Source organism: Acidaminococcus sp. AM05-11, from assembly GCF_003472805.1.
Classification (GTDB): domain Bacteria; phylum Bacillota; class Negativicutes; order Acidaminococcales; family Acidaminococcaceae; genus Acidaminococcus; species Acidaminococcus hominis.
On sequence record NZ_QRMX01000001.1, the window covers coordinates 126,000 to 147,427 of the forward strand.

At 55.9% G+C, this 21,428-nt stretch carries 16 protein-coding genes and 1 pseudogene; 10 read left to right on the forward strand and 7 right to left on the reverse strand.

Annotation, left to right across the window (positions count from 1 at the left end):
- Nucleotides 1–9 precede the first annotated feature (9 nt).
- Nucleotides 10–1,269, forward strand: coding sequence for an SLC13 family permease (locus tag DW089_RS00585; RefSeq protein WP_105326713.1), 1,260 nt, complete (start codon nt 10–12; stop codon nt 1,267–1,269).
- A gap of 366 nt (nt 1,270–1,635) precedes the next feature.
- Here DW089_RS00585 and DW089_RS00590 read toward each other — a convergent pair whose 3' ends face one another.
- Nucleotides 1,636–2,493, reverse strand: coding sequence for a LysR family transcriptional regulator (locus DW089_RS00590; RefSeq protein WP_105326714.1), 858 nt, complete (start codon nt 2,491–2,493; stop codon nt 1,636–1,638).
- A gap of 138 nt (nt 2,494–2,631) precedes the next feature.
- On the opposite strand from DW089_RS00590, the gene DW089_RS00595 reads away from it, so the two are divergent.
- The 3 genes from DW089_RS00595 to DW089_RS11540 are packed head-to-tail and all read left to right on the forward strand — an operon-like array spanning nt 2,632 to nt 7,515.
- Nucleotides 2,632–3,756 carry a 2-methylaconitate cis-trans isomerase PrpF family protein gene (locus DW089_RS00595; protein ID WP_105326715.1) on the forward strand — a complete coding sequence of 375 codons (1,125 nt, stop codon included), beginning with the start codon at nt 2,632–2,634 and terminating at the stop codon, nt 3,754–3,756.
- Between the two features lie 37 nt (nt 3,757–3,793).
- Nucleotides 3,794–6,094, forward strand: coding sequence for a hydratase (locus tag DW089_RS00600; protein ID WP_105326716.1), 2,301 nt, complete (start codon nt 3,794–3,796; stop codon nt 6,092–6,094).
- An 8-nt stretch (nt 6,095–6,102) separates the two neighbouring features.
- On the forward strand, nt 6,103–7,515 hold the full coding sequence (locus DW089_RS11540) for an MmgE/PrpD family protein (protein ID WP_105326717.1): 1,413 nt from the start codon (nt 6,103–6,105) through the stop codon (nt 7,513–7,515).
- A 136-nt stretch (nt 7,516–7,651) separates the two neighbouring features.
- Here the strand turns inward: DW089_RS11540 and DW089_RS00610 are convergent.
- Nucleotides 7,652–8,548, reverse strand: a pseudogene (locus DW089_RS00610) (LysR family transcriptional regulator); the annotation flags it as partial.
- 212 nt (nt 8,549–8,760) lie between these two features.
- On the opposite strand from DW089_RS00610, the gene DW089_RS00615 reads away from it, so the two are divergent.
- On the forward strand, nt 8,761–9,651 hold the full coding sequence (locus tag DW089_RS00615; RefSeq protein WP_105326719.1) for a DUF6282 family protein: 891 nt from the start codon (nt 8,761–8,763) through the stop codon (nt 9,649–9,651).
- 64 nt (nt 9,652–9,715) lie between these two features.
- Nucleotides 9,716–11,029, forward strand: a complete 1,314-nt coding sequence (locus DW089_RS00620) for an SLC13 family permease (RefSeq protein WP_105326720.1) — start codon at nt 9,716–9,718, stop codon at nt 11,027–11,029.
- Nucleotides 11,030–11,116: 87 nt separating this feature from the next.
- Here DW089_RS00620 and DW089_RS00625 read toward each other — a convergent pair whose 3' ends face one another.
- Complete coding sequence (locus DW089_RS00625) at nt 11,117–11,992, reverse strand: LysR family transcriptional regulator (RefSeq protein ID WP_105326721.1); 876 nt, start codon at nt 11,990–11,992, stop codon at nt 11,117–11,119.
- Nucleotides 11,993–12,155: 163 nt separating this feature from the next.
- Here DW089_RS00625 and DW089_RS00630 point away from each other — a divergent pair, with 163 nt between their 5' ends.
- The gene (locus DW089_RS00630; RefSeq protein ID WP_105326722.1) at nt 12,156–14,441 is read left to right on the forward strand and encodes a hydratase; all 2,286 of its coding nucleotides are present in this window, start codon (nt 12,156–12,158) and stop codon (nt 14,439–14,441) included.
- 124 nt (nt 14,442–14,565) lie between these two features.
- Here DW089_RS00630 and DW089_RS00635 read toward each other — a convergent pair whose 3' ends face one another.
- Nucleotides 14,566–15,846: an SLC13 family permease gene (locus tag DW089_RS00635; RefSeq protein WP_158572290.1), complete on the reverse strand. Its 1,281-nt coding sequence runs from the start codon at nt 15,844–15,846 to the stop codon at nt 14,566–14,568.
- Nucleotides 15,847–16,112: 266 nt separating this feature from the next.
- Here DW089_RS00635 and DW089_RS00640 point away from each other — a divergent pair, with 266 nt between their 5' ends.
- The 3 genes from DW089_RS00640 to DW089_RS00650 all read left to right on the forward strand — a co-directional run bounded on the left by DW089_RS00640 (nt 16,113) and on the right by DW089_RS00650 (nt 19,473).
- A complete protein-coding gene (locus tag DW089_RS00640; RefSeq protein WP_105326724.1) occupies nt 16,113–17,510 on the forward strand; it encodes an MmgE/PrpD family protein in 1,398 nt (465 codons plus the stop codon).
- Between the two features lie 49 nt (nt 17,511–17,559).
- Nucleotides 17,560–18,498, forward strand: a complete 939-nt coding sequence (locus DW089_RS00645; RefSeq protein ID WP_105326725.1) for a LysR family transcriptional regulator — start codon at nt 17,560–17,562, stop codon at nt 18,496–18,498.
- Between the two features lie 114 nt (nt 18,499–18,612).
- The gene (locus DW089_RS00650; RefSeq protein WP_118286648.1) at nt 18,613–19,473 is read left to right on the forward strand and encodes a DUF6282 family protein; all 861 of its coding nucleotides are present in this window, start codon (nt 18,613–18,615) and stop codon (nt 19,471–19,473) included.
- 65 nt (nt 19,474–19,538) lie between these two features.
- Here the strand turns inward: DW089_RS00650 and DW089_RS00655 are convergent, their stop codons facing one another.
- The 3 genes from DW089_RS00655 to DW089_RS00665 form a co-directional block, all read right to left on the reverse strand.
- Nucleotides 19,539–19,928, reverse strand: a complete 390-nt coding sequence (locus DW089_RS00655) for a hypothetical protein (protein ID WP_105326727.1) — start codon at nt 19,926–19,928, stop codon at nt 19,539–19,541.
- Between the two features lie 144 nt (nt 19,929–20,072).
- The gene (locus DW089_RS00660; RefSeq protein ID WP_118286649.1) at nt 20,073–20,555 is read right to left on the reverse strand and encodes a hypothetical protein; all 483 of its coding nucleotides are present in this window, start codon (nt 20,553–20,555) and stop codon (nt 20,073–20,075) included.
- A 91-nt stretch (nt 20,556–20,646) separates the two neighbouring features.
- Nucleotides 20,647–21,381, reverse strand: a complete 735-nt coding sequence (locus tag DW089_RS00665) for a hypothetical protein (protein ID WP_147351149.1) — start codon at nt 21,379–21,381, stop codon at nt 20,647–20,649.
- Between the last annotated feature and the right edge of the window lie 47 nt (nt 21,382–21,428).

Consider the following 21,428-nt stretch of genomic DNA (forward strand, 5'->3'; position numbering starts at 1 on the left):
GGATGCAGCATGGATTTAGGTATCTTATCCCTGGTTTTGCTGGTAGTGGCCATTGTTATCGGTTTTTTCCGGAAGGTCAATGTGGGCCTGGTTTCTCTGACCCTGGCCATGCTTTTGGGGCGTTTTGCCGGCCTGAAGGACAGCGTGATCCTAAACGGCTTTAAGCCTAATCTGTTTATTACCCTGATGGGGGTTACCCTGCTGTTCAGCATCCTGAACAACAATGGCACCATCGAGCTGCTGGCCAAGAAGATTGTGGCCCTGGCCGGCAAGAACAATTTCCTGATTCCCATTGCCATTTTCCTGATTGGCTTTGGCCTGACCACCATTGGCCCGGGGTCCATTCCCATTCTGGCCATTATGCCGGCCTTTGCCATTCCCATTGCCAAGGTGCACGGGTACAACCCGCTGATGCTGGCCATGATTGGCTGCTTCGGCTGTTTTGGGGGCCGGATGTCCCCCATTACCCCGGAAGGTATCCTGACCTATGATTTTCTGACTGCGGGGGGCCTGGATGCGGCGGCTGCTGTACAGCCCATCTATACGGCCCAGACCATTACCGGCGTGATTATGGCCATTGCCGCCTTTGTGTACTACAAGGGCTATAAGACCAATCCGCCGGCAGAAGGGGAAGCTGCCCTGAAGGAAAGCTTTACCCCCGGCCAGTGGCTGTCCCTTTTGGGCCTGATTGTCATGGCGGTGCTGGTTATTGCCTTCAAGTTCAATGTGGGCCTTACCTGTTTTGCCATCAGCGGTTTCCTGCTGGTGTGCCATGTGGCCAACGAAAAGCAGTGCCTCCGGGCCATTCCCTGGGGCGTGCTGATTATGGTTTCCGGGGTTAGTGCCCTGATGAACATCGTTATCCTGACCGGCGGCATTACCACCCTGACCAAGGCCCTGTCCCAGCTGATGAATCCCCACATTGCCCCGGCTGTGATGGCGGCAACGGCGGGCATTATGAGCCTGTTTTCCTCCGGCCTGGGCGTGGTGTTCCCCACCCTTTTGCCTACGGTGGTGGGCATTGGCCAGACCGTTGGGGTAAACCCTCTGGAGCTGGCTTCCATGGTGGTTATTGGCGGTACCATTACCGGCATCAGCCCCATTTCTACCACCGGCGGCCTGATTATGGCCACCCTGATGGCGGAAGACAGCAGTGACAAGCGGGACGAAGAAATGAAGCTGTTTATGGAACTGACCTTCTGGGCCCTGGGCATCCTGGTGGTGCTGACGGTGGTATCCGGCATCGGTTTCTACAACCTGATTTTCTAACCTATAAGAAAAAAGGGGCTGTGAAATAATACTTACCCCCGAAAGAAAAAACGGCTTGCGAGCTCAAAAGAGTTCGCAAACCGTTTTTTTGTTCGTTATGCCGTATCCAAACCTCAAAACTTCCTCAGTCAGTCCTGCGGACTGACAGCCCCTCCACGCTTGGATGGGCCAGTCTTAGGCCTATACTGGTCGTGTGCTAAACGGATTTTGAGATGAAGTCACGGTATGTAAATACTAGTACTACCCCTTTTGTGTCACTTGACCAGTAGAGGTCTGGAATGCTTCCTTCAAGCGTGAAGGAAGTGGCGCCGCAGGCGACGATAGAAGTTTCATTATTTCACACCCCTTTTTTTGTGTTTTTAAAACTTAGGCAGGGCTCTCCAGCCGGTCCAGGAAAAGCTTTACCTGGGGGAGCAGGGCGTAGTCTTCCTGGTAGTACACGGTGGTGGTCCGGGTAAAGGGGGTACCGTCGTTAAACTGGAGGGGCATTTTCCAGAGCCCGTCTTCCCGGGACAGGCAGATCTCCGGCAGGATGGACCAGCCAATCCCCGCCGCAATCATGGCCAGGCAGGCGGAGATGTCGTTGACCTGGATGGAATAGGCGTCCTCCTGGATATGCTGTTCCGTTTTCCAGCGCTGGATCCGGGCGGTAAAGGGCTTGTCCGAGGTCCGGTGGATGTAGGGCAGGTGGGAGAAGTCCCTGCCCTCATTTTCCCTGCTGGTTACGGCGTAAACCTTTTCCCGGGTCAGCAGCCGGCTGGCCCCGGACCAGGCAAAGGTCCCCCGGAGCACGGCCAGGGACAATTGGCCGGCTTGCAGCTTTTGGAACAGCTCCAGGCTTTGGCCGGTGGTGACGGCAATCTGCACGTCCGGGTAGTAGGTCATGTACTGCTTGAGCAGGGGCGGCAGGGTGTACCGGGCAAAATTTACGGAGACCCCCACCTTCAGGTGCCCGGCAATATGGCCCTGGGCAAACTGGGACAGGCTTTTGATCCGCAGGAGGGAAGCGGAAAGTTTATCCATTTCCTGGGCAATGCTGTCGGCCGAGGCGGTGGGAATCAGCCCCTTCACCGTGCGGATAAAGAGGGGCGCCCCCAGTTCCTCCTCCAGCTTGTGCAGCCGTTTGGTTACGGCGGATTGGGTCATGTACAGGTCCTGGGCGGTTTTGGTGATGTTCTTGCTTTCCATCAGCTGCTGAAAAATCCGGATATCTCGTTCATCCATGGAAGCTGCCTCCTAAACATTCCAACTTAGAATATAAATTAAGGAAATTATATCATTTTTCATGATGGAAGAAAGCCCCTATAATGGGAATTGTAGAAAACGTGCTCGTAAGAACTGGATTTCAGGGGGGTATAAACGATGAATCAAGAACAAAGAAAGTTTCCCTGCGTATATATGCGGGGCGGTACCAGCAAGGCCGTATTTTTTCATAAGGAAGATCTGCCCCAGGAGGAACGGGAATGGCCGGAAATCTTTTTGAAGGTGATGGGTACGCCGGATGTGAAGCAGATTGACGGAATGGGCGGCACGGTGAGCTCCACTTCCAAGGTGGCCGTGATTGCTAAGTCCCAGCGCCCGGGCGTGGACGTGGATTACCACTTCTTCCAGGTGGATATTGTGATTCCCCGGGTGGACGATTCCGCCAACTGCGGGAATATTTCCTCGGCAGTAGGACCCTACGCCATTGATGAGGGCCTGGTGCCGGCTGTGGAACCCATTACTGTGGTCCGGGTGTACAACGAGAATACGAAAAAGGTCATCGAGGAACATGTCCGGGTCCAAAACGGCCATGCCTGCGTCAACGGGGATACGGTAATCCAAGGGGTGCCGGGCACCGGTTCCCGGGTGGACCTGTTTTTTGAAGATCCTGCCGGCGCCAAAACCGGCAAACTGTTCCCTACAGGGCAGAAAAAAGAAAGGCTGGACGTACCTGGCTACGGTTTCTGTGAAGTTACCCTGATTGACTGCTCCAACCCGGTAGTGTTCATCAAGGCCGAGGACCTGGGCATCAAAGGGACGGAACTGACGGAGCTCAACCAGAACAAGGACGTTATGGAACATATTGAGCGCATCCGGGGCCTGGCGGCAGTACGTATGGGCTTTATTACGGACTATATGAAAGCCCGCACCGAATCCACTTCTGCCCCCAAGGTAGCCATTATCAGTAGGCCCCAGGACTATAAGAACATGGACGGCCAGCTGGTGCCCAAGGAAACTATGGACCTGTGCGTCCGGGCCATTTCCGTGGGTATGCTCCACAAGGCCTATCCCATGACGGTGGCTGTAGCTACCGGTGCTGCGGCCAAGCTTCCCGGCACCATTGTGGCGGACTGCCTGGGAAATTTTGCAGGGTCCTGTATCCGGCTGGGGCACTCCAGCGGGGTTACGGAAGTAAACATGAAAATGGACGGAGAAAAGGTCCTCCAGGGCGGCGTAGTGAGAACGGCCCGCCGGATTATGGATGGCTGGGTTTATATCCGTTAACGCTGGAAAAATACGAGAAAAACCAAAGGAGAACATCATGATTCAATGTTTTGATAAAGCCTATTACGTAACGGACGGGGGCAAGGGCTATGTCCCGGCTGACCAGCATCCGGAATGGGATGCCCAGGCGGCCCATAAAAATACCATTACACATCAGATTATCAGTGCCCACAACACCAGCGGCAGTGAGGAAAACCTCCGCCTGCATTTTGACGCCATCGGCGTTTACGACAACACCTATGTGGGCATTATGCAGACCGCCTGTGCTTCCGGCTTGAAAAAATTTCCGGTGCCCACCGTTTTCACCAACTGCCACAACTGCCTGTGCGCCGTTGGCGGCACCATCAACTCGGACGTGCACAAATACGCCGAATCCATCTGCAAAAAATATGGCGGTATTTTCGTACCGCCCCATGAAGCCGTAATCCACCAGTATATGCGGGAAATGATTGTGAAAGGCGGCAGCATGGCCATTGTGTCCGACTCCCATACCCGTTACGGCACCCAGGGTTCCCTGTCCATTGGGGAAGGGGGCCCGGAAATTGCCAAAGCCATGCTGAATAGACCCTACGAACTGCGCTACCCCAAAGTGGTAGGGGTGTACCTGGACGGGGCGCCCAAGGCCTGGGTTGGCCCCATGGACGTAGCCCTGACCCTGATTGGGGCCGTGTTCAAAAACGGCTTTGTAAAAAATAAGGTGCTGGAATTTGTGGGCCCCGGGGTGGCTTCCCTGTCCATGGACTTCCGGAACGGCATCGATACCATGACCACGGAATCTGCCTGCCTGACCTCCGTCTGGGAAACCGATGACGTGGTCCGGGAAGATTTCAAGGTCCATGACCGGGAGCAGGACTACAAGAAACTGGCACCCCAGGACAAGGCCCTGTACGACAGCTTCATTTACCTGGACCTGTCCACGGTGGAACCCATGATTGCCATTCCCTACCATCCTTCCAATGCCTTCCCCTTGAAGGAAGTCATTGCCCAGCCGGAAAAATACATGAAAATGGTGGAAGAAAACGCCAAGTCCGTCTTTGAAAATACCCCGGATATCCACCCCGATATGGTGGGCAAAATCCAAAAGAACGGCCGGATCCTGGTGGACCAGGCAGCCATTGCCGGCTGCGCCGCAGGTTCCTTTGAAAATATCTTTGCGGTGGACCAGGTAGCCCGCTATACCCAAAAGGGCCTGGGCATGTTCCCCCTGAACATCTACCCGGCTTCCCAGCCCATTTTGACGGAACTGAACCGGACGGGTATTGCCAACGACCTAATGACCTACGGCGTGCGCCTGAAAACCGCTTTCTGCGGGCCCTGCTTTGGGGCTTCCGACTGCCCGGAAAACAACGCCTTTGTGCTGCGGCATTCTACCCGGAACTTCCCCAACCGGGAAGGCTCCAAGCCGAACATGGGGCAGGTGGCTTCTGCTGCCCTGATGGATTCCAAGTCCATTGCTGCTACGGTCTTTAACGGTGGGCAATTGACCTCTGCTGAAGAAATGAAAGACGCCTTTACTACGGGTACCCTGCCGGAATTCCACTTCAACAAGGCCATCTACGACCATGTGGTGTACAACGGCTTTGGCAAGGCCCAGCCGGAAACGGAAATCATCTACGGACCCTCCATCAAGGATTGGCCTAAGATGGAAGCCCTGACGGATAACCTGCTCCTGGAAGTGGCCTCGGTGATCCGGGACGAAGTGACCACCACGGACGAACTGATTCCCTCTGGGGAAACGGCTTCCTACAGGTCCAATCCCTATAAAATCTCCGAGTTCACCCTGCTGCGGAAGGATCCCAGCTATGTGGGCAAGGCCAAGGCCGTACAGCAGTACGAAAAGGCACGCCTCTCGGGAGATAAGGCCACTGCGGCAAAATTCTACGCCGTACTGGAAAAAGTGGGCGTACCGGTGGAACAGGAGCTGGACAGCCTGCTGAAGACCACTGGCATTGGCAGCGTGCTCTACGCCAAACGGCCTGGGGACGGTTCTGCCAGAGAATATGCAGCCTCCTGCCAGAAAGTCCTGGGAGGCCTGGCCAATATCTGCATCGAATATGCTACCAAACGGTACCGCAGCAACTGCGTGAACTGGGGTATGCTGCCCTTTACCAATCCGGACCAGGAAATCAACCTGACCCCCGGTGACGTGATCTGGCTGCCGGGCATCCGGAAAGTAGTGGCCGAAGGGGGAAATGCCCTTGACGCAACGGTGATTGCCCAGGACGGCAGCATCCGCCCCCTGCACCTGGACCTGAAGGACCTGACCGCCGGGGAACGGAAGACCCTTTTGGCAGGCTCCATGATTAACGTATTCAAAGAAGAAGCTGCCGGAAAGTGAGGCAGAATATGCAATATGCGCAAGCACCTTTAGGAAGGCTGGCCGCTTTTACGGCCGGCCTTTCTTGGGAAACTTTACCTCCAGAGGTTCAGGAAGCGGCAGCCTTTCGGGTGCTGGATCTGGTCAGCGTCAGTGTGGGCGCTTCTGGGGATCCGCTGGTGGAACAGATGAAGAAGGCCCTCCGGGAGCTGAATCCGGAGGTGCCCCAGCGGGGGGCTGCCCTGTTTGGAGAACCGGGGAGCCAGTGGAGTCCCGAAAATGCAGCCTTTTTGAACGCCATGCTGGCCCATACCCTGGAACTGGATGACGTGCATCCGGCTTCCAAAAATCATGCGTCCGCCTGCCTGATTCCCGCAGCCTGGAGCCTGGGGCAATTTTTGCAGGTGACCGGGCCCCAGCTGCTGACGGCGGTGGTGGCGGGCTACGAAACGGCCTTCCGCATTGGCATGGCTTTTGGGGTGGCAGCCCACCGGAAACGGGGCTGGCACGCGACGGCTACCTGCGGGATTTTTGGGGCAGCAGCGGCCTGTGCCCAGCTGCTCCGGCTGACCCCGGAACAGACGGCCAGCGCCCTGGGACTGGCCGGGTCCCAAAGCACCGGGGTTTGGGCCTTTTTGGGGGACGGCACCAATTCCAAGGTGCTGAATCCAGCCCATGCAGCGGCCTGCGGCCTGCGCAGCGCCTACCTGGCCAAATACGGTCTGACAGGGCCTGTCCACATCCTGGAAGCCCAGGACGGGGGCCTTTTGGGCGCCATGAGTGACGGCGGCCAGGTGGAAAAGGTTTGCGCCGGCTTGGGCGAGACCTGGGAAATCCTGCGTATGGACATGAAGCCCTATCCCTGCTGCCGGTCTGCCCACGGGGGCATTGACGGGGCCCTGCAGCTCCGTCAATGCCTGCTCACCGGCCGGGAACAGGGCCGGGACGCAGAAGCCCAGGCCGTTTTGGAACGGACGGAGTCCCTCACGGCGGCCACCTACAAAATTGGCTACCAGCAGTGCGCCGTCAGTGCAGGCTGCCTTCACCCCAAGACCCCGGGCGAAGCCAAGTTTTCCCTGCCCTATGCCCTTGCCCATAGCCTTTTGTACTGCCGGGTGGATGGCAGCAGCTTTACCCCGGAGGCGGTGCAGGATCCCCGGCTTCAGGCCCTGCTGCCCCGGATTACCGTCACGGAGGATCCGGAGCTTACCGCCGCCTATCCGGACCACTGGAGCTGCCGGACCACCCTGCGGCTGAAAAATGGCCAGGAAGTGACAGCCTGGGTGGAGGACCCTACCGGTTCCTACCGCCGGCCCCTTTCGCCCCAGGCTGCCCTGGACAAGGCAGAAAGCCTGCTGGCCCACAAGTATCCCCACGGGACCCGGGCCCTGGCCCAAAGCCTGCTGGACCTGGCCCAGGCCCAGCAGCTGCCCAGAATTTAGCGTAATCCTCCTTTTTTATACAAAACCAACAACCAACAACAAACCACAAAAAACAGCGAACCGCAGGAGAACGGTTCGCTGTTTTTTGTGGTTTGTTGTTGGTTGGGGAAGCCGGGCTGCCCAGAACGTCCTGGATGACCTGATTCAGGGCCAAGGCTGCCCGGGAATGGTACCGGTCCGGGGACATGGCGGTGGCCAGCTCCATGGTAAAGCCGTCCTGCCCCAGGGACAGGAAAACAGCCGGCTGGAAATAGTGCCGGGAGCTGTAATAGGTAAAAGCCAGTCCCTGTCCAGAGGCTGCCAGGGAGGCAGCAAACATGGCGGACAGGTTTTCGTTGTAGGTTCTTGGCGTAAGCTTGGTGTTCTGGAAAATCCGCCGGGCTTCCCGGCCCAAAATGGTGTCGTAGCTGCTGAGCAGGAACTCAAACTGGGCCGCATCATGGATATCGATATAGCGGGGAATAGGGGATTTCCGGCCGGCGCTTTGGCCGGTTTTGGCCAGCTGGACCAGGGGATGCTGAGGGTGGGCAATCAGGCAGATTTCGTCTTCCATAAGGAATTGGGCCTTAATCCGGCTGTGCTTTTCCGGCATGGCCAGCAGTGCCACGTCAATCTCCCCGGTGAGCAGCATCTGCTCCAGGGCCAGGGAGTTCTGCTCCTCGATGCGCACGTGGATGTCCGGGTATTTGCTCCGGAATACCTTCAGTACCGGGGGCAGCAGGTAGGACCCCCGGAAGGAACTGATGCCCAGGATCACGTGGCCGCCCTTTAGGTTGGCAATATCCTGCATTTGGTCCTGGACCCGGTGGTAGGCTGCGGCCGACTGGTAGGCAAAGTCCAGCAGCAATTTCCCGGCTTCCGTAAGCCGTACCCCGCTGGCGGTACGAATGAACAGGGGGTAGCCCAGGTTGGCCTCATAGGAGCTGAGAAACTGGGACAGGCTGGACTGGGCCATGTACAGCCGGCCGGCGGCCTTGGAGATGCTTTTTTCTTCTGCAATGGCAATAAAATATTCCAAATCTCGTATTTCCATGGTGCTTCCTTTCTATACTACTATTTTCCGAGGATGTTTTGGCGAGAGAGCCCTGCGTCAATTGTATAGGCCTCTTATTTTTAGTTAATCCATCGGTTTTTCCGATATCAAGTATATCAAATTTTTGCATTCTTTCCCAATCGTTTTCATACTATTATGAACAAAGAACGAGAAATTCGGTAATTCAGAATTTTAGAAAAGGGGAGACAGAAATGAGCAGAGTATCCTTACAGGGCATTTGTGACATGCACGTCCACACCAATCCGGATCTGCGGCTGCGGGCCTACAACGATTTGCAGTTGGCGGACGCCGCCGTACGGGTGGGGGCCAGAGCCATTGTGATCAAATCCCATCTGGGCTTTACGGTAAACCGGGCGGCCATTGCCAACGCCTATGTAGAAAAGGTGTACGGCAAGAACACGGGCTTTACCATGTACGGCGGGGTGGTCATGAACAAGATCATCGGCGGGGTAAACCCGGAAGCCGTGGAAAAAGGCCTGAAACTGGGGGCCAAGGTGATTTGGCTGCCCACCCAGTCCGCCAAGCGCCATATGGAAAAGCTGGGGCAGGACCCTGCTTTGGGCATTGAGCTGGTCCGGGACGGCAAGGTGATTCCGGAACTGGAAACGGTGTTTGGCCTGGTCCGGGACTACAAGGCGGTGCTGGCCACGGCCCATGTATCCCCGGAAGAAGCCTTTGTGGTGGTGGAAGCTGCCCGGAAGGCCGGGGTGGAGAAAATCGTCATCACCCATCCGGAATGGTGGGTCTGCGACTACAGCCTGGAAGACCAGATCCGTTTGGTCAAGGATTACGATGTGATTTTGGAACGGTGCTACGCCCAAAATATGGGCAAGGGTAAAAAGTACCATTTGAACCTGAAAGAAAATGCGGAACTGATCCAAACCGTTGGCTATCAGCACGTGATGGTGGATACGGACGGGGGTCAGGTGGAAAACCCGGATTGGGAAACCGAAATCTACGAGTATATGCACTACCTTGTGGAATACGGGATTCCTGAAGAACAGATCTACTACATGACCAAGACCATCCCTTACCGCCTGCTGGGCATCACCGACGAACCGGTGGGAGCCGCCCAAGATTGATTTTCCCAAGCTTCAGGGAGCGGGGGCTTCTGAAGCAGACTAGCTGAAAAGGAGAAAAATCATCATGCTGAGTGCTTTTATTATCTTATCCATTGCTGTGGCCATTTACCTGGGGTACAAAACCCAGCTGAACACCGGTCTCTTTTGTATTGTCTTTGCCTATATCATTGGCTGTCTGGTTATGGGGCTGAAGCCGAAAAACGTCATCGCCTTCTGGCCCATCAGCACCATGTTCGTAATTCTGTCCGTATCCCTGTTTTATAACATTGCTGCCATTAATGGAACCCTGGAAAAAATGTCTGGGTCCCTGCTGTATGCCTGCCGGAAGTTCCCGGGAATGCTGCCGTTTGCCCTGTTTGCCGTAGCCGTTATCCTGTCCGTGATGGGCGCCACCTATTTCACGGTACTGGCTTTCCTGGCACCCATTACGCTGGTCATCTGCGATGAATCCCGGATGGACAAGCTGACCGGGGCTGTGGCCATCAACTGCGGCGCCCTGTGCGGCGGGGACTTTCCTACCTCCAACCTGGGGGTTATCTTCCGGGGCCTGGCGGATACGGCTTATGAAAACAGCCCGGGCCTGGTGGGTCCGGATTCCTTCAACCTGGAAATGCAGATTTTCCTGTTCTCCGTGGTCTTTTCCATTATCTTGATTGCCCTGTTCCGCTATGGCCTGAAAGCCAACCGGAATATCGGCCAAGGTGTGACATTTAAGAAGCCGGAACCCTTTACCGGCAAACAGAAATCCACCCTGACCTTAATGGTGGTCATGATGGTGGTGGTACTGATTTTCCCGCTGCTGAAGATTTTCCTGCCCACGGATCCTACCATCAAATACTTTGCCAACCTGGTTGACGTAGGTCTGGTGGCCATTATCTTTGCCGTCATCGGTCTCCTGATGGGCCTGGCTCCCCAGAAGGAAGCCATTGCCAAGATTCCCTGGAATACTATCATCATGATTGCCGGGGCAGGCATGCTCATTGCCGTTGCCGTACACGCAGGTACCATCAAGATGCTTAGCACCTGGGTGGGCAGCAATGTACCAAAACCGCTGATTCCCATTGCCTTCTCCATCATTGCCGCCATCATGAGCTTCTTCAGCTCCACCACGGGCGTGGTTACCCCGGCCCTGTTCCCGCTGATTCCGGAACTGGCCGATACGGCCAGCATTTCCGCACCGGTGCTGTTTGCCTGCACGGTGCTGGGGGCCCAGTCCAGTGCCATCAGCCCCTTTTCCTCCGGCGGTTCCCTGATTCTGGGTTCTGCTCCTAAGGAAGAAGAGCGGAATACCCTGTTCAGCCGGCTGCTGCTGGTGGCCGTGCCCGTCAGCATTGTAGTCTGCGCTGCCTACAACTTTGTGGTAGCCCTGATGCTGTAAGAATCGATTTTCCTGTAATTCCATAAAAAAACGGTATTTCTGTTGGATGCAGAAATACCGTTTTTTGTGTCTATTTTGTTTGGGGGCTTACTTGTCTTCCGCCAGGGGATAGGCCTGGGTAATAAAATCGATAAAGGCTTTCAGCCCGGAGAGTTTGGTGTAGTCCTTCCGGTAGTACAGCCAGGTTTCCCGGATCAGGGGATTGCCCTTGGAATCGGTGAGAATTTGGGCCTGGAGGCCCGGAGTATCCTGGCCGCAGCTTTGGGTCAGGAAGGTAAAGCCCAGGCCCTGCTGGACCATTTTCAGGCTGGTATCCATGGCATCGGTCTCGATGGTGGTCATCGGGGGCTGGGAAAAATGGGCGTACCACCAGTCGTCCAAAAGGTCCTGCATGGCTGGGTCCGTGGTGTAGTGGATGTAGGGGAAACTGGGCAGCTTTGTCAGGTCCAGGGGTCCCTTGCTGAAGGCACAGATGGGGTCCTGCCACAAAAAGCGTTTTTCTTCTTCCCAGTTCCGGTCCCCCCGGACGATGCACAGTTGGAATTTCCCTTCCCGAAAATCCCGGTACAGGTGCTGGCTGAAGCCGCTGCGCAGGTGAATTTCCACCTGGGGATAGACGGCCTTGAACTGGCTCAGCAGCTTGGGCATATGGTATTTGCTGAATACGTTGGAGCAGGCGATGGATATGGAGCCTGCCGGCCGGGACTGGAAGGAGGAAAGCTCCGCCCGGATGGCCTGGTAGTCCTTTTCCTGCTGGAGGCAGTAGGCGTAGAGCCGCTCGCCTTCCGGGGTGAAGGTAATGCCCCGGGGCTGGCGGAGCACCAGGGTGCAGTCAAATTCCTTTTCCAGGTTGCGCAGCCGGTGGCTCAGGGCCGGCTGGGAAATAAACAGGCGCTTGGCGGTATGGGTAATATTCTTTTCTTCATACAGTGTCTTGAACAGATCGATATCACTGCTGTTCATAGGAACATCTCCTTTGGCGAAAGGACAAACGGCAAGAAAAGTACAAATAGAAATAAATATATGTGATGGGAAGCGGAAAGAAAGATATATTTGTTCTATGATTATAAACAGGGTATCATAAAAGCAGTATAAAATGCAAGTCCCACAAAGGAGCGTGAAGCAAGTGGTACAGTTGATTTCGGAAGGCGTATATTGGCATGAAGGCAAGCTTTGGCAGGAAGGGGAAGCAGCCGCCCGGGGGTGGAAGCCCCAGGCTGCAGAAGGGCGGAAAAAGACCCTGGCCTATCAGGTACTGACCCAGCATAGTGACGGGCAGGACGGGGGGCTCCATATCCATTTTGATTCCCTGACTTCTCCGGACATTGGGTACATGGGCATTGTCCAAACGGCGGTAGCCAGCGGCCTGGACCATTTTCCCCTGCCTTATGTGATGACAAATTGTCATAATACTCTGGCGGCCGTAGGGGGCACGGTCAACGAGGACGACCATGTCTTTGGCCTGTCCGCTGCCAAAAAGTTTGGGGGCATCTACGTGCCGCCCCATATGGCGGTCATCCACCAATATATGCGGGAGCGCATGACGGGCGGCGGCCGGATGATTTTGGGCTCTGACAGCCACACCCGCTACGGAGCCTTTGGCACCATGGGCGTAGGGGAAGGGGGTCCGGAACTGGTAAAGCAGCTCCTGGGCCACACCTACGATATCCCGCTGCCCCAGGTGGTGGCCGTGTACCTAAAGGGAGCACCCCGGCACGGCATCGGTCCCCAGGACGTGGCCCTTGCCATTGAAAAAGCCGTTTACAAAAAAGGCTTTGTGAAAAACAAGGTACTGGAATTTGTGGGACCGGGGATTACCGGGCTTTCCATGGATTTTCGCAATGGCATCGACGTAATGACCACGGAAACCACCTGCCTGAGCACCATCTGGTGTACGGATGGGGTGGTGCGCCAGTACCTGACGGAGCATCAGCGGCCGGAAGCCTATAAGGAAATGAACCCTGGGGATATGGCCTATTACGATGGGGCCGTTGTGGTAGACCTGGGCCAGGTGGAGTCCATGATCGCCATGCCCTTCCATCCCAGCCATGTCTATACCCTCAAGGAATTAAACGCCGGAGGCCGGGAACTGCTCCAGGAAATTGAGCAGGAAGCCTTAAAGAGCCTGGAACGGAAGGATTTGTCCCTGCACCTGGCGGACCAGTACTACGACGGGAAAATGCACTGCGATACCGGGGTGATTGCCGGCTGCTCCGGCGGCCTGTATGAGAATATTATGGCGGCTGCCCGGATTCTCAAGGGCAAAAATATTGGACCGGAACGGTTTACCTTCTCCGTCTATCCCTCCAGCCAGCCTATTTACGTGGACCTGATGCGCAAGGGAGCCCTGCTGGATTTGATGGACGCAGGGACCATTGTCCGCTCCGCCTTCTGCGGACCCTGCTTTGGGGCCTGCGATACCCCCAACAACCACGGCTTCAGTATCCGGCACACCACCCGGAACTTCCCCACCCGGGAAGGCTCCAAGCCCGGCAGCGGCCAATTGGCTTCGGTGGCCCTCATGGACGCCCGGAGCATTGCGGCCACCGCTGCCCAGGGCGGCGCCCTGACCCCGGCTACGGAAGTGGAGTACGATGACCAGGTGCCGGCCTACCATTTTGATTCCCTGCCCTATGACCATAAGGTGGTGGACTGCTACCAAAAGGGCCAGCCGGAGGTTTCCCTGGTTTATGGCCCGGCCATTAAGCCCTGGCCGTCCATCCAGCCCCTGAACCAGAACCTGCTGGTGCAGGTGGCTGCCTACCTGGATGACCCGGTAACCTCTACGGACGATTTGATTCCCTCCGGCGGCGAAACGTCTTCCCACCGGTCGGACCCCTATGCCCTGGCGGAATTTGCCCTGAGCCAAAAAGCTCCGGAATATGTGGGCCGGGCCAAAGCCGTCCAGGCCCTGGAAAAGGCAAGACAAGCAGGCCAGCTGACCCCGGAACTGACGGCGGTGTATGCAGCCTTAAAGGAAACCCTGAAGCTGACAGAAAGTGTGGAAGCACTGGCCAAGGATACTTCCCTGGGCAGCGTCATCTACGCCAACAAGCCCGGGGACGGCTCTGCCCGGGAACAGGCGGCTTCCTGCCAGCGGGTGCTGGGGGGCGCTGCCAACCTGGCCCTGGAATACGCTACCAAGCGCTACCGGAGCAATGTGATGAACTGGGGGATGCTGCCCTTCCTTATGGACCCGGAGGAGAAGACCAAATTGGCCCTGGGAGCCTGGATCTACCTGCCCAAGGTCCGGGAAACCCTGCTGGGCGATACAGACGCCTATACCGCCTACGTGTTCCAGGACGGCAAGGCGGTGCCCCTTTCCCTGCACCTGGGGGACGTGGAACCGGCCCAGAAGCAGATCCTGGCAGCCGGCTGCCTGATCAACTACTACGCACAGCAAAGAAAATAATATAGCAGCAAAAAATTACCGAACACCGTCGGGTGTTCGGTAATTTTTTACCTTCTTGTTAGGGCGCATAAAAAAAGCCTGGCCAAAGGCAGAAACCTTTGGCCAGGCTTTTTTGCAGGGAGTTTTAGTAGGACAGGGGATAGAACAGGGCCACATACACCAGGGAAACAATGACACTGATAAAGGTCAGGGGCAGGCCCGGCTTTACGAAATCGATGAACCGGTAGCCCCCGGGTTCTACGGCCATGGAGTTGGCGGGCATGGCTACAGGGGTGGCAATGGCAATGGAAGCAGCGAACCGGACGGCCACCAGCATGGCTTTGGGGCCAATTCCCAGGGTGCTGGCAATAACCAGGGCGATGGGGGTGAACAGGATAATGGTGGCTGCGTTGGACATAAAGTTGGTAATGGGGGTAATGATCAGGAAAATGCAGAACAGGATGATCATGGGGCTGCTGATGCTGCCCAGGAAATTCAGGGTACCGTCGGCAATCATCTGGGCGGCGCCGGAATTCTTCATGGCAGCGGCCACAGGCACCATGGCGGCGTAAATGATGATGCCGCTGATGGGTACGGAACGGGAGGCCTCCTTCATGCTGATGCAGCGGAAGGCCACCACCAGAATGGCCCCAATCAGGCCGATAAAGTGCAGGGGAATACCTACTTCATCAGAGAAAATCATGCCCAGGAAAGCGCCTACCATCACGGCCAGGGAGAGAATCCGTTTCCAGGCGGGAACCTTGGAATAATCTACCGTCAGGGAGGCAGCAGAATAATCATCGTCCTGGTTTTGGGGTTCGTCCGGCAGCAGGTTATAGCCAATGGTGGCCATATAGAAAGCGGAAATCACTAAGAGCAGCAGGGACAGAGGGGCAAATTCGAAGAAGCCCATGGTTTGGCCAATGCCCAGGCCTTCCAGGGTTTCTTTCAGGAAGGGACCGGAGGTGGTGCCTACGATGGTGATGCCACCGCCAAAGCAGCAGCCTACGATAACCGGGTAAATCAATTTGGAACGCTTCATGCCGGTGGAATTGCTGACGCCTAAAATCAGGGCAATCAGCAGGGCGGCAGCACCGGTATTGGACAAAAAGCCGCTCATAATGCCGGAAAGCAGAACCGTGGCGAAAACCAACTGCCGTTCGCTTTTGGAAAAGCGGGTGAGTATATGACCGATTTTTTCTGCCCCGCCGGTTTTAAACACGGCTTCCCCAATAACGGCCATGGACGCAATGATCATGGTGGTGGGACTGGAAAAGGATTTCAGGGCGGTGTTGGCGTCAATGGCGCCAATGAGATAGAAGCCGACGGCAACGCTTATGGCCGTGGCGGCCAGGGGAATCAATTCCGTCATAAATAGGATAAAGGCAATCAGGATAATGCCAATAACCAATGTTGCAACGCTCAAACCAAACATAATGTTCTCCTCCGTGGCAGAAACTTCCTGGGGGTGCGCACCAGAATCCGGGGAAGCCGACTGCAATAATGTATTTCACTATGCCCATACAGTACATCAAATATTCTGAAAAAACCAATGGTATTAAGTTGTTGGAGAAATAACCTTTTGGTTAATGAATTTTTGGTTATTGATACAAGAACTATTTATCATTGGGCAAATCAAAACTCTGAAAATATAATAAACTCAATTCCAATTCAGCCGTCGGAGGTAAAAAAATGGATGAGTTAAAAAGAGTTTCTGAATTTGTAGCAGCTTTCTCTCTAGAAAAAGCAGATGAGAATGTAAAAGCAAGTGCCAAAAAGTGTATTTTAGATGTGGTGGGGCTGGCCATGGGGGCTTCTGATAACCCCATGTTCCAACAGATCAAAAAGGTGTATTTGCAGGCGGACAACCAACAGGCCTTGGTGCAGGAAGGCAGCAGCGCCCAGCTGGCATCCATTTGGGGCAGCCCGGAACGGACCAACCTGCGCACCGCCGTATTCTTTAACGCCATGCAGGGGCATACCCTGGAACTGGATGATGTGCATATCCGTTCCAAAACCCATATTGGCACAGTGGTAGTGCCTGCGGCCTGGGGCCTGGCAGAAGTGCTTCACAAGTCCGGGGATAAACTGCTGGAGGCAGTAATCTGCGGCTACGAGGTGATGAGCCGGATTGGCATGGGCTTTGGGGTTTCCAGCCACCGGAACAAGGGTTGGCATGTAACCAGCACGGCGGGCACCTTTGGGGCAGCTGCGGCCTGTGCCAAACTGTTGGACTTTACCCCGGAGCAGGTCCTGGCAGCCCTGGGCCTGGCAGGCACCCAATCCTGCGGCACCTGGGCATTCTTGTCGGACGGGGCCACCAATAAGGTACTGCATCCGGCCCGAGCAGCAGCCAGCGGCTTGGAGGCCTGCCTTTTGGTACTGGGCGGGATGCGCGGCTCCGCCCATATCCTGGATGCCAAGGATGGGGGCATTTTCCCCATGATGAGTGACGCCTATGACTATTCCCTGGTGGACAAGGATCTGGGCAAGGTATACGAAATTCTCCAGGTGGACAAGAAGCCCTACCCCTGCTGCCGGAGTACCCACTGCGTTATTGATGGGGTGCTGAACTTGCGCCGGCAGTACCAGCTCCAGGCAGAAGACGTGGTCTCCATTCAGGTGGGAACCTATCTGGTAGGGCTGAAGCAGTGCGGCCTGACGGATACCTGTAAGGTGCCCCAGCTGCCCACCCAGGCCAAATTTTCCACGCCCTATGTGGCAGCCTGTGCCCTGCTTCAGGGCCGTGTAGAGCTTCAGGATTTTGCCCCGGACCAGATTCTTCGGCCCCAGGTGCAGGCTTTGCTGCGGAAAGTAACCGTGGCGGAAGACCCGGAATTTACCGCCCGGTACCCGGAGCATTGGGGCTGCAAGGTCACCATCACCCTGCAAAACGGAACACAAGTGGAAACCGTGGTGAAGGATGCTTCCGGCAGCGTAGGTTCTCCTCTCACCGATGCCCAGCTTCAGGACAAAGTCCGGGCCTGCTGCCAAAAATACCAGGGCCCGTGGCTGGAACAGCTTATGGGAGACCTTTTGCAGTTGGAAACCTTGAGCAAGCTTCCCTCCCTGGTATATACTAAAGAGTAGGACCGCTTGCGGGGATTCTGAAGGGGCGGTCAGAAAGCAGGGATACACCATGACGGAAAACGACTTGACGAAAATTGTGACCATTGCCGAAGAAGGCAGTATGGCCAAAGCGGCCCAAAAATTGTTTATCACCCAGCCGGCCCTGAGCAAAAGCCTGGCCAAGGTGGAAGCAGAACTGGGGGAGGTCCTGTTTACCCGGAGCAGCAATGGGCTGATTCCTACGGAAGCGGGAAAATACCTGGTGACCAAGGCCTACCAGATTCTCAAGCTGTACGAGGATACCCGGGTGGAATTCTGCGAACTGAACCAGATGCAGAAGGGCCTGCTGAAACTGGGCTCTGCGGAACGGATTGGCGCCCTGCTGCTGCCCAATCTGCTGAAATCCTTCAGCGAGCGATATCCCAATATCAAAATCGACATTGTGGAAGAAAATAGCGTGCTGCTGGAGGAACAGGTGCTGATGGGGGCTTTGGATTTGGCCATTGTCTGCCTGCCTCTGCGCAATGAGAATCTCAGCTATAAGGTGTTCTACCGGGGACCGTTGTTCCTGGCCCTGCCTAAAAGCAGCCCGGCCAACCGGTTTGCCTATTACCAGGAAGGGGAAAAGATGCCCTATATCCACCTGGAGGACGTCCTGGACCAGGAATTTATCCTGACCAAGCCCTTCAAGAAAACCCGGGTGGCGGCGGACCGGATTCTGAAGCCCTTTGCCAAAGACGTGAAGATTTTTATGGAGTCGCAGAACATCGAAACGGTCATCCGGCTGGTGGCAGGGGGCATGGGGATTTCCCTGGTGCCTTCCATCTACACCAAAAGCTACGTGACCGGGGATAACATCAACTATTACCAAATTGAAGAAAAATATGAGCCCTATTGGGAATGGGCGGTCATCTACAACGGGGAGCTGGGGCATTTGACCCGGCCTTCCCGGGAACTGTACAAGCTGATCTGCCAGGAGGGGTGCACCTTCCCCAGCTATCTGGCCTAAAATAACGCAAAAAAACACCGGCTGCCAAGGCCGGTGTTTTTTGTTGACAAACTTGTTTTTGGAGGCTATCGTACAGATAGATAGGCATTTTGCAAAAATAGAGGGGGAAGCGTTATGGAATCCATTTCACTGGCCGCCTACGGGCTGCTAAAGGGCGGGTATGACCTCCATATTCATTCCCTGCCCTCCGCTTTGGATCGGCAACTGGACGATATCCAGGTGTTCAAGGAAGCGGACCGGGCGGAAATGGCCGGCATCTTGTTGAAGAACCACGGAGAGCCTACGGGCAGCCGGGCCTGGCTGCTGAACCGGTACCTGCCCCTGGCAAAGGTAAAGGCCTACGGGGCGGCGGTGCTGAACTGGTCCCTGGGGGGCCTCAATCCCCTGGCGGTGCAAACGGCTCTGGCCCTGGGGGCACGCATCATCTTTATGCCCACGGTGGATGCGGCCAATTTCCCCCTGCGCAATCTGCCCGGGGACGTACTGCCCCGGCCGGGCATCCGGATTACGGATCCTGACGGGAATCTGCGGCAGGAAGTTCGTGCCATTTTCCAGGTGGTGAAGGTTAAGGGGGCGCTTTTGGCCACCGGCCATATCAGCCCGGAAGAAGCCCTGCTCCTGTGCCGAGAAGGCAGAAAAGAAGGGGTAAGAATGGTCCTGACCCACCCGGAATGGGCCCATACCCGGATCCGGCCCCAGGACCAGGCTGAACTGGCCCAAAGCGGGGTCTACATTGAGAAATGCTGGTACAATGTGGCAGAAGGGGAATGCACTCCGGCGGAAATGGCGGAACATATCCGGCTCATAGGGCCGGAGCACTGCTTTTTGACCACGGACCGGGGGCAGAACGGCCGGGAAACCCCGGTGGAGGGGATGCTCCAATTTATCCAAAGTCTGCTGGATGAGGGGATTTCCCAAGCTGCCATCCGGACCATGGTGACCCAGGTGCCGGAGGAAATGCTGGGAATTGAATGAATGAACGGAAAAGGCCGCAGCCAGGGTATCTGGCTGCGGCCTTTTTGAGAGGTGCTGTACGCTATTTAGTTGTTGCCCTGGGGCGGGAAGTCGTTCCGATGCTGGCTCTGGGGGGCCGGCTGGTGCGCTCTGTTGTGGGCTCTTTGGGGTGCTCTTTTGGGCGGCTTCCGGTTTCTCCATTCCGGATGATCCTTCTGGTCATCCCAGTGGGACAGGGGTGCCGGGTGGGAATCCCCCAGCACCACCACAATCTGGCTGAGGGGCTCTTTGTGCTCTGCGGCCTGGGCCTTGGGGGTGCCTAGCAGGAGATTGTAGCCGCAGACCAGAAGGGCGGCCAGCAGGGGCACGGTCAGCTGTTTTTTCAGCCGCTGCCAGGCTGTTTTATAGGGGCTGGGGCAGGCCAGAGCGGCCGTACCTACAGCGTTTTTTTGCAGGATCTGTTTTTGCAAAGTCATGAGAAGGACCTCCCTTTTCTTGATGGTCTTAGTATAGGGCAGAAACATGAAAGAACTATGAAAATCCTGGGCAGAAAATAAGCAAATGGGCAAAGTGGGGAAGACGCAAAAAAGGAAGTGCCGGGGCACTTCCTTTTTTGTATTTTATTTCCGATACGTTCCTTCAGGAGCGGGAGTCTGGCGGTTTTGGAGTTCCGGGCGCTGTTTCTGCTCTTTTTGCTGCTGTTTTTGTTCCTTGGTAAATTTCTTTTGCTGCTTTTGGTCTTTTTTCAGCTGCTTCTTTTCTTGCTTTTGTTCCTTTTGCTGCTCTTTGGTGTTTTCTTTCCGGTCTTTTTGGGAGGTCTTGTCTTCTCTTTGTTCAGGCTTGTTCTTTTGGTCTTTCAGGGAAGCCTGGGACTGGAGGCCATTTTCTCCTCTCACCAGAATGTACTGGGAGCGGTTTCCTGCTTCCGGGGCAGCGGCGTGGGCCACATTGCCAGCAGCGGCACTGCTGAAGCCGCAGACCAGGGCAGCCGCTACCAAGAACCGACCGGCACTTTTCTTTATTTCTTTCCAGCTGCTGCTCTCCATTCGGCTGAGCAGGGCCGTTTCTGTATAGGATTTTTCACTTGCTTTTACTTGTGTCATAAAAATGACCTCCCTTGTTTTTCTGGCCCTATTCTACCTGCGGATTATGAAAAGAACATGAATGGAGCTTGACAACTTTGTGTTTTTTGCGTTAGTGCAGCAGGTCCAGCAGCGGGTTGGTCTTGTGGACCTGAGCCCGGATTACCTGGCCGTTTTGGGCGTTGACGATGAAGTGGTAATCCATGCCATCCTTTTCGCAGTCCGCCAGGTAGAACAGGGGCATTCCTTTGAAGGTCCCTTGGGGTCTTACGCCGCTGGGCATGCCCGGCTGAGGGGCTGCAGGAGCCTTTGCGGCAGGGGAAGCCGTCTGGTTTTGGGCTTGGGCGTCTGTGCTTTCAGGAAGCTGCTGCTCAGTATTCGGCACCGGTGCCTGGGGTTGGGTGCCCGGCGCTTTTTCCGGGGCTTTGGGGCCTTGGGGTGCTTTCCCGGCGAAGGGCTGGCCTTCCTGGGGTCCCCGCTGGAATTTTTCTCCCTGCTGCTTTTCCTTCTGGTCCCGTTTGTCGTGCTTACTGTCCTTGGCTTGCTTCTTGTCTTTTTGGAAGCGGCCGTCCGGGTTGGGCAGCTTGTCTTCCAGCTGGACGCTTCGGAAGGTAACGGAAGAAGGATCCGTCCCCAGGGTGTTGGCAACGGCTTCCCCTTCCTGGAGCCGGGCGTTGGCCCGTGCCTTATGGGCGGCGATTTTGCCTGCCCCGCACAGCACGGCCAGGGCCAGGACGCAGCCGGCACCTTTTTTCAGCCGGCGGGCAGTAAAGGTTTTTCTGCCCCAGGAAGCGGTTTTTTGCAGTACTTCTTTTGCTTGTTGTTCAGTTTTATTGGTGTCCATCATGGATTCCTCCCTTTGGGCAGTTCCTCAAGGGGTCTGCCTTTGTTGTA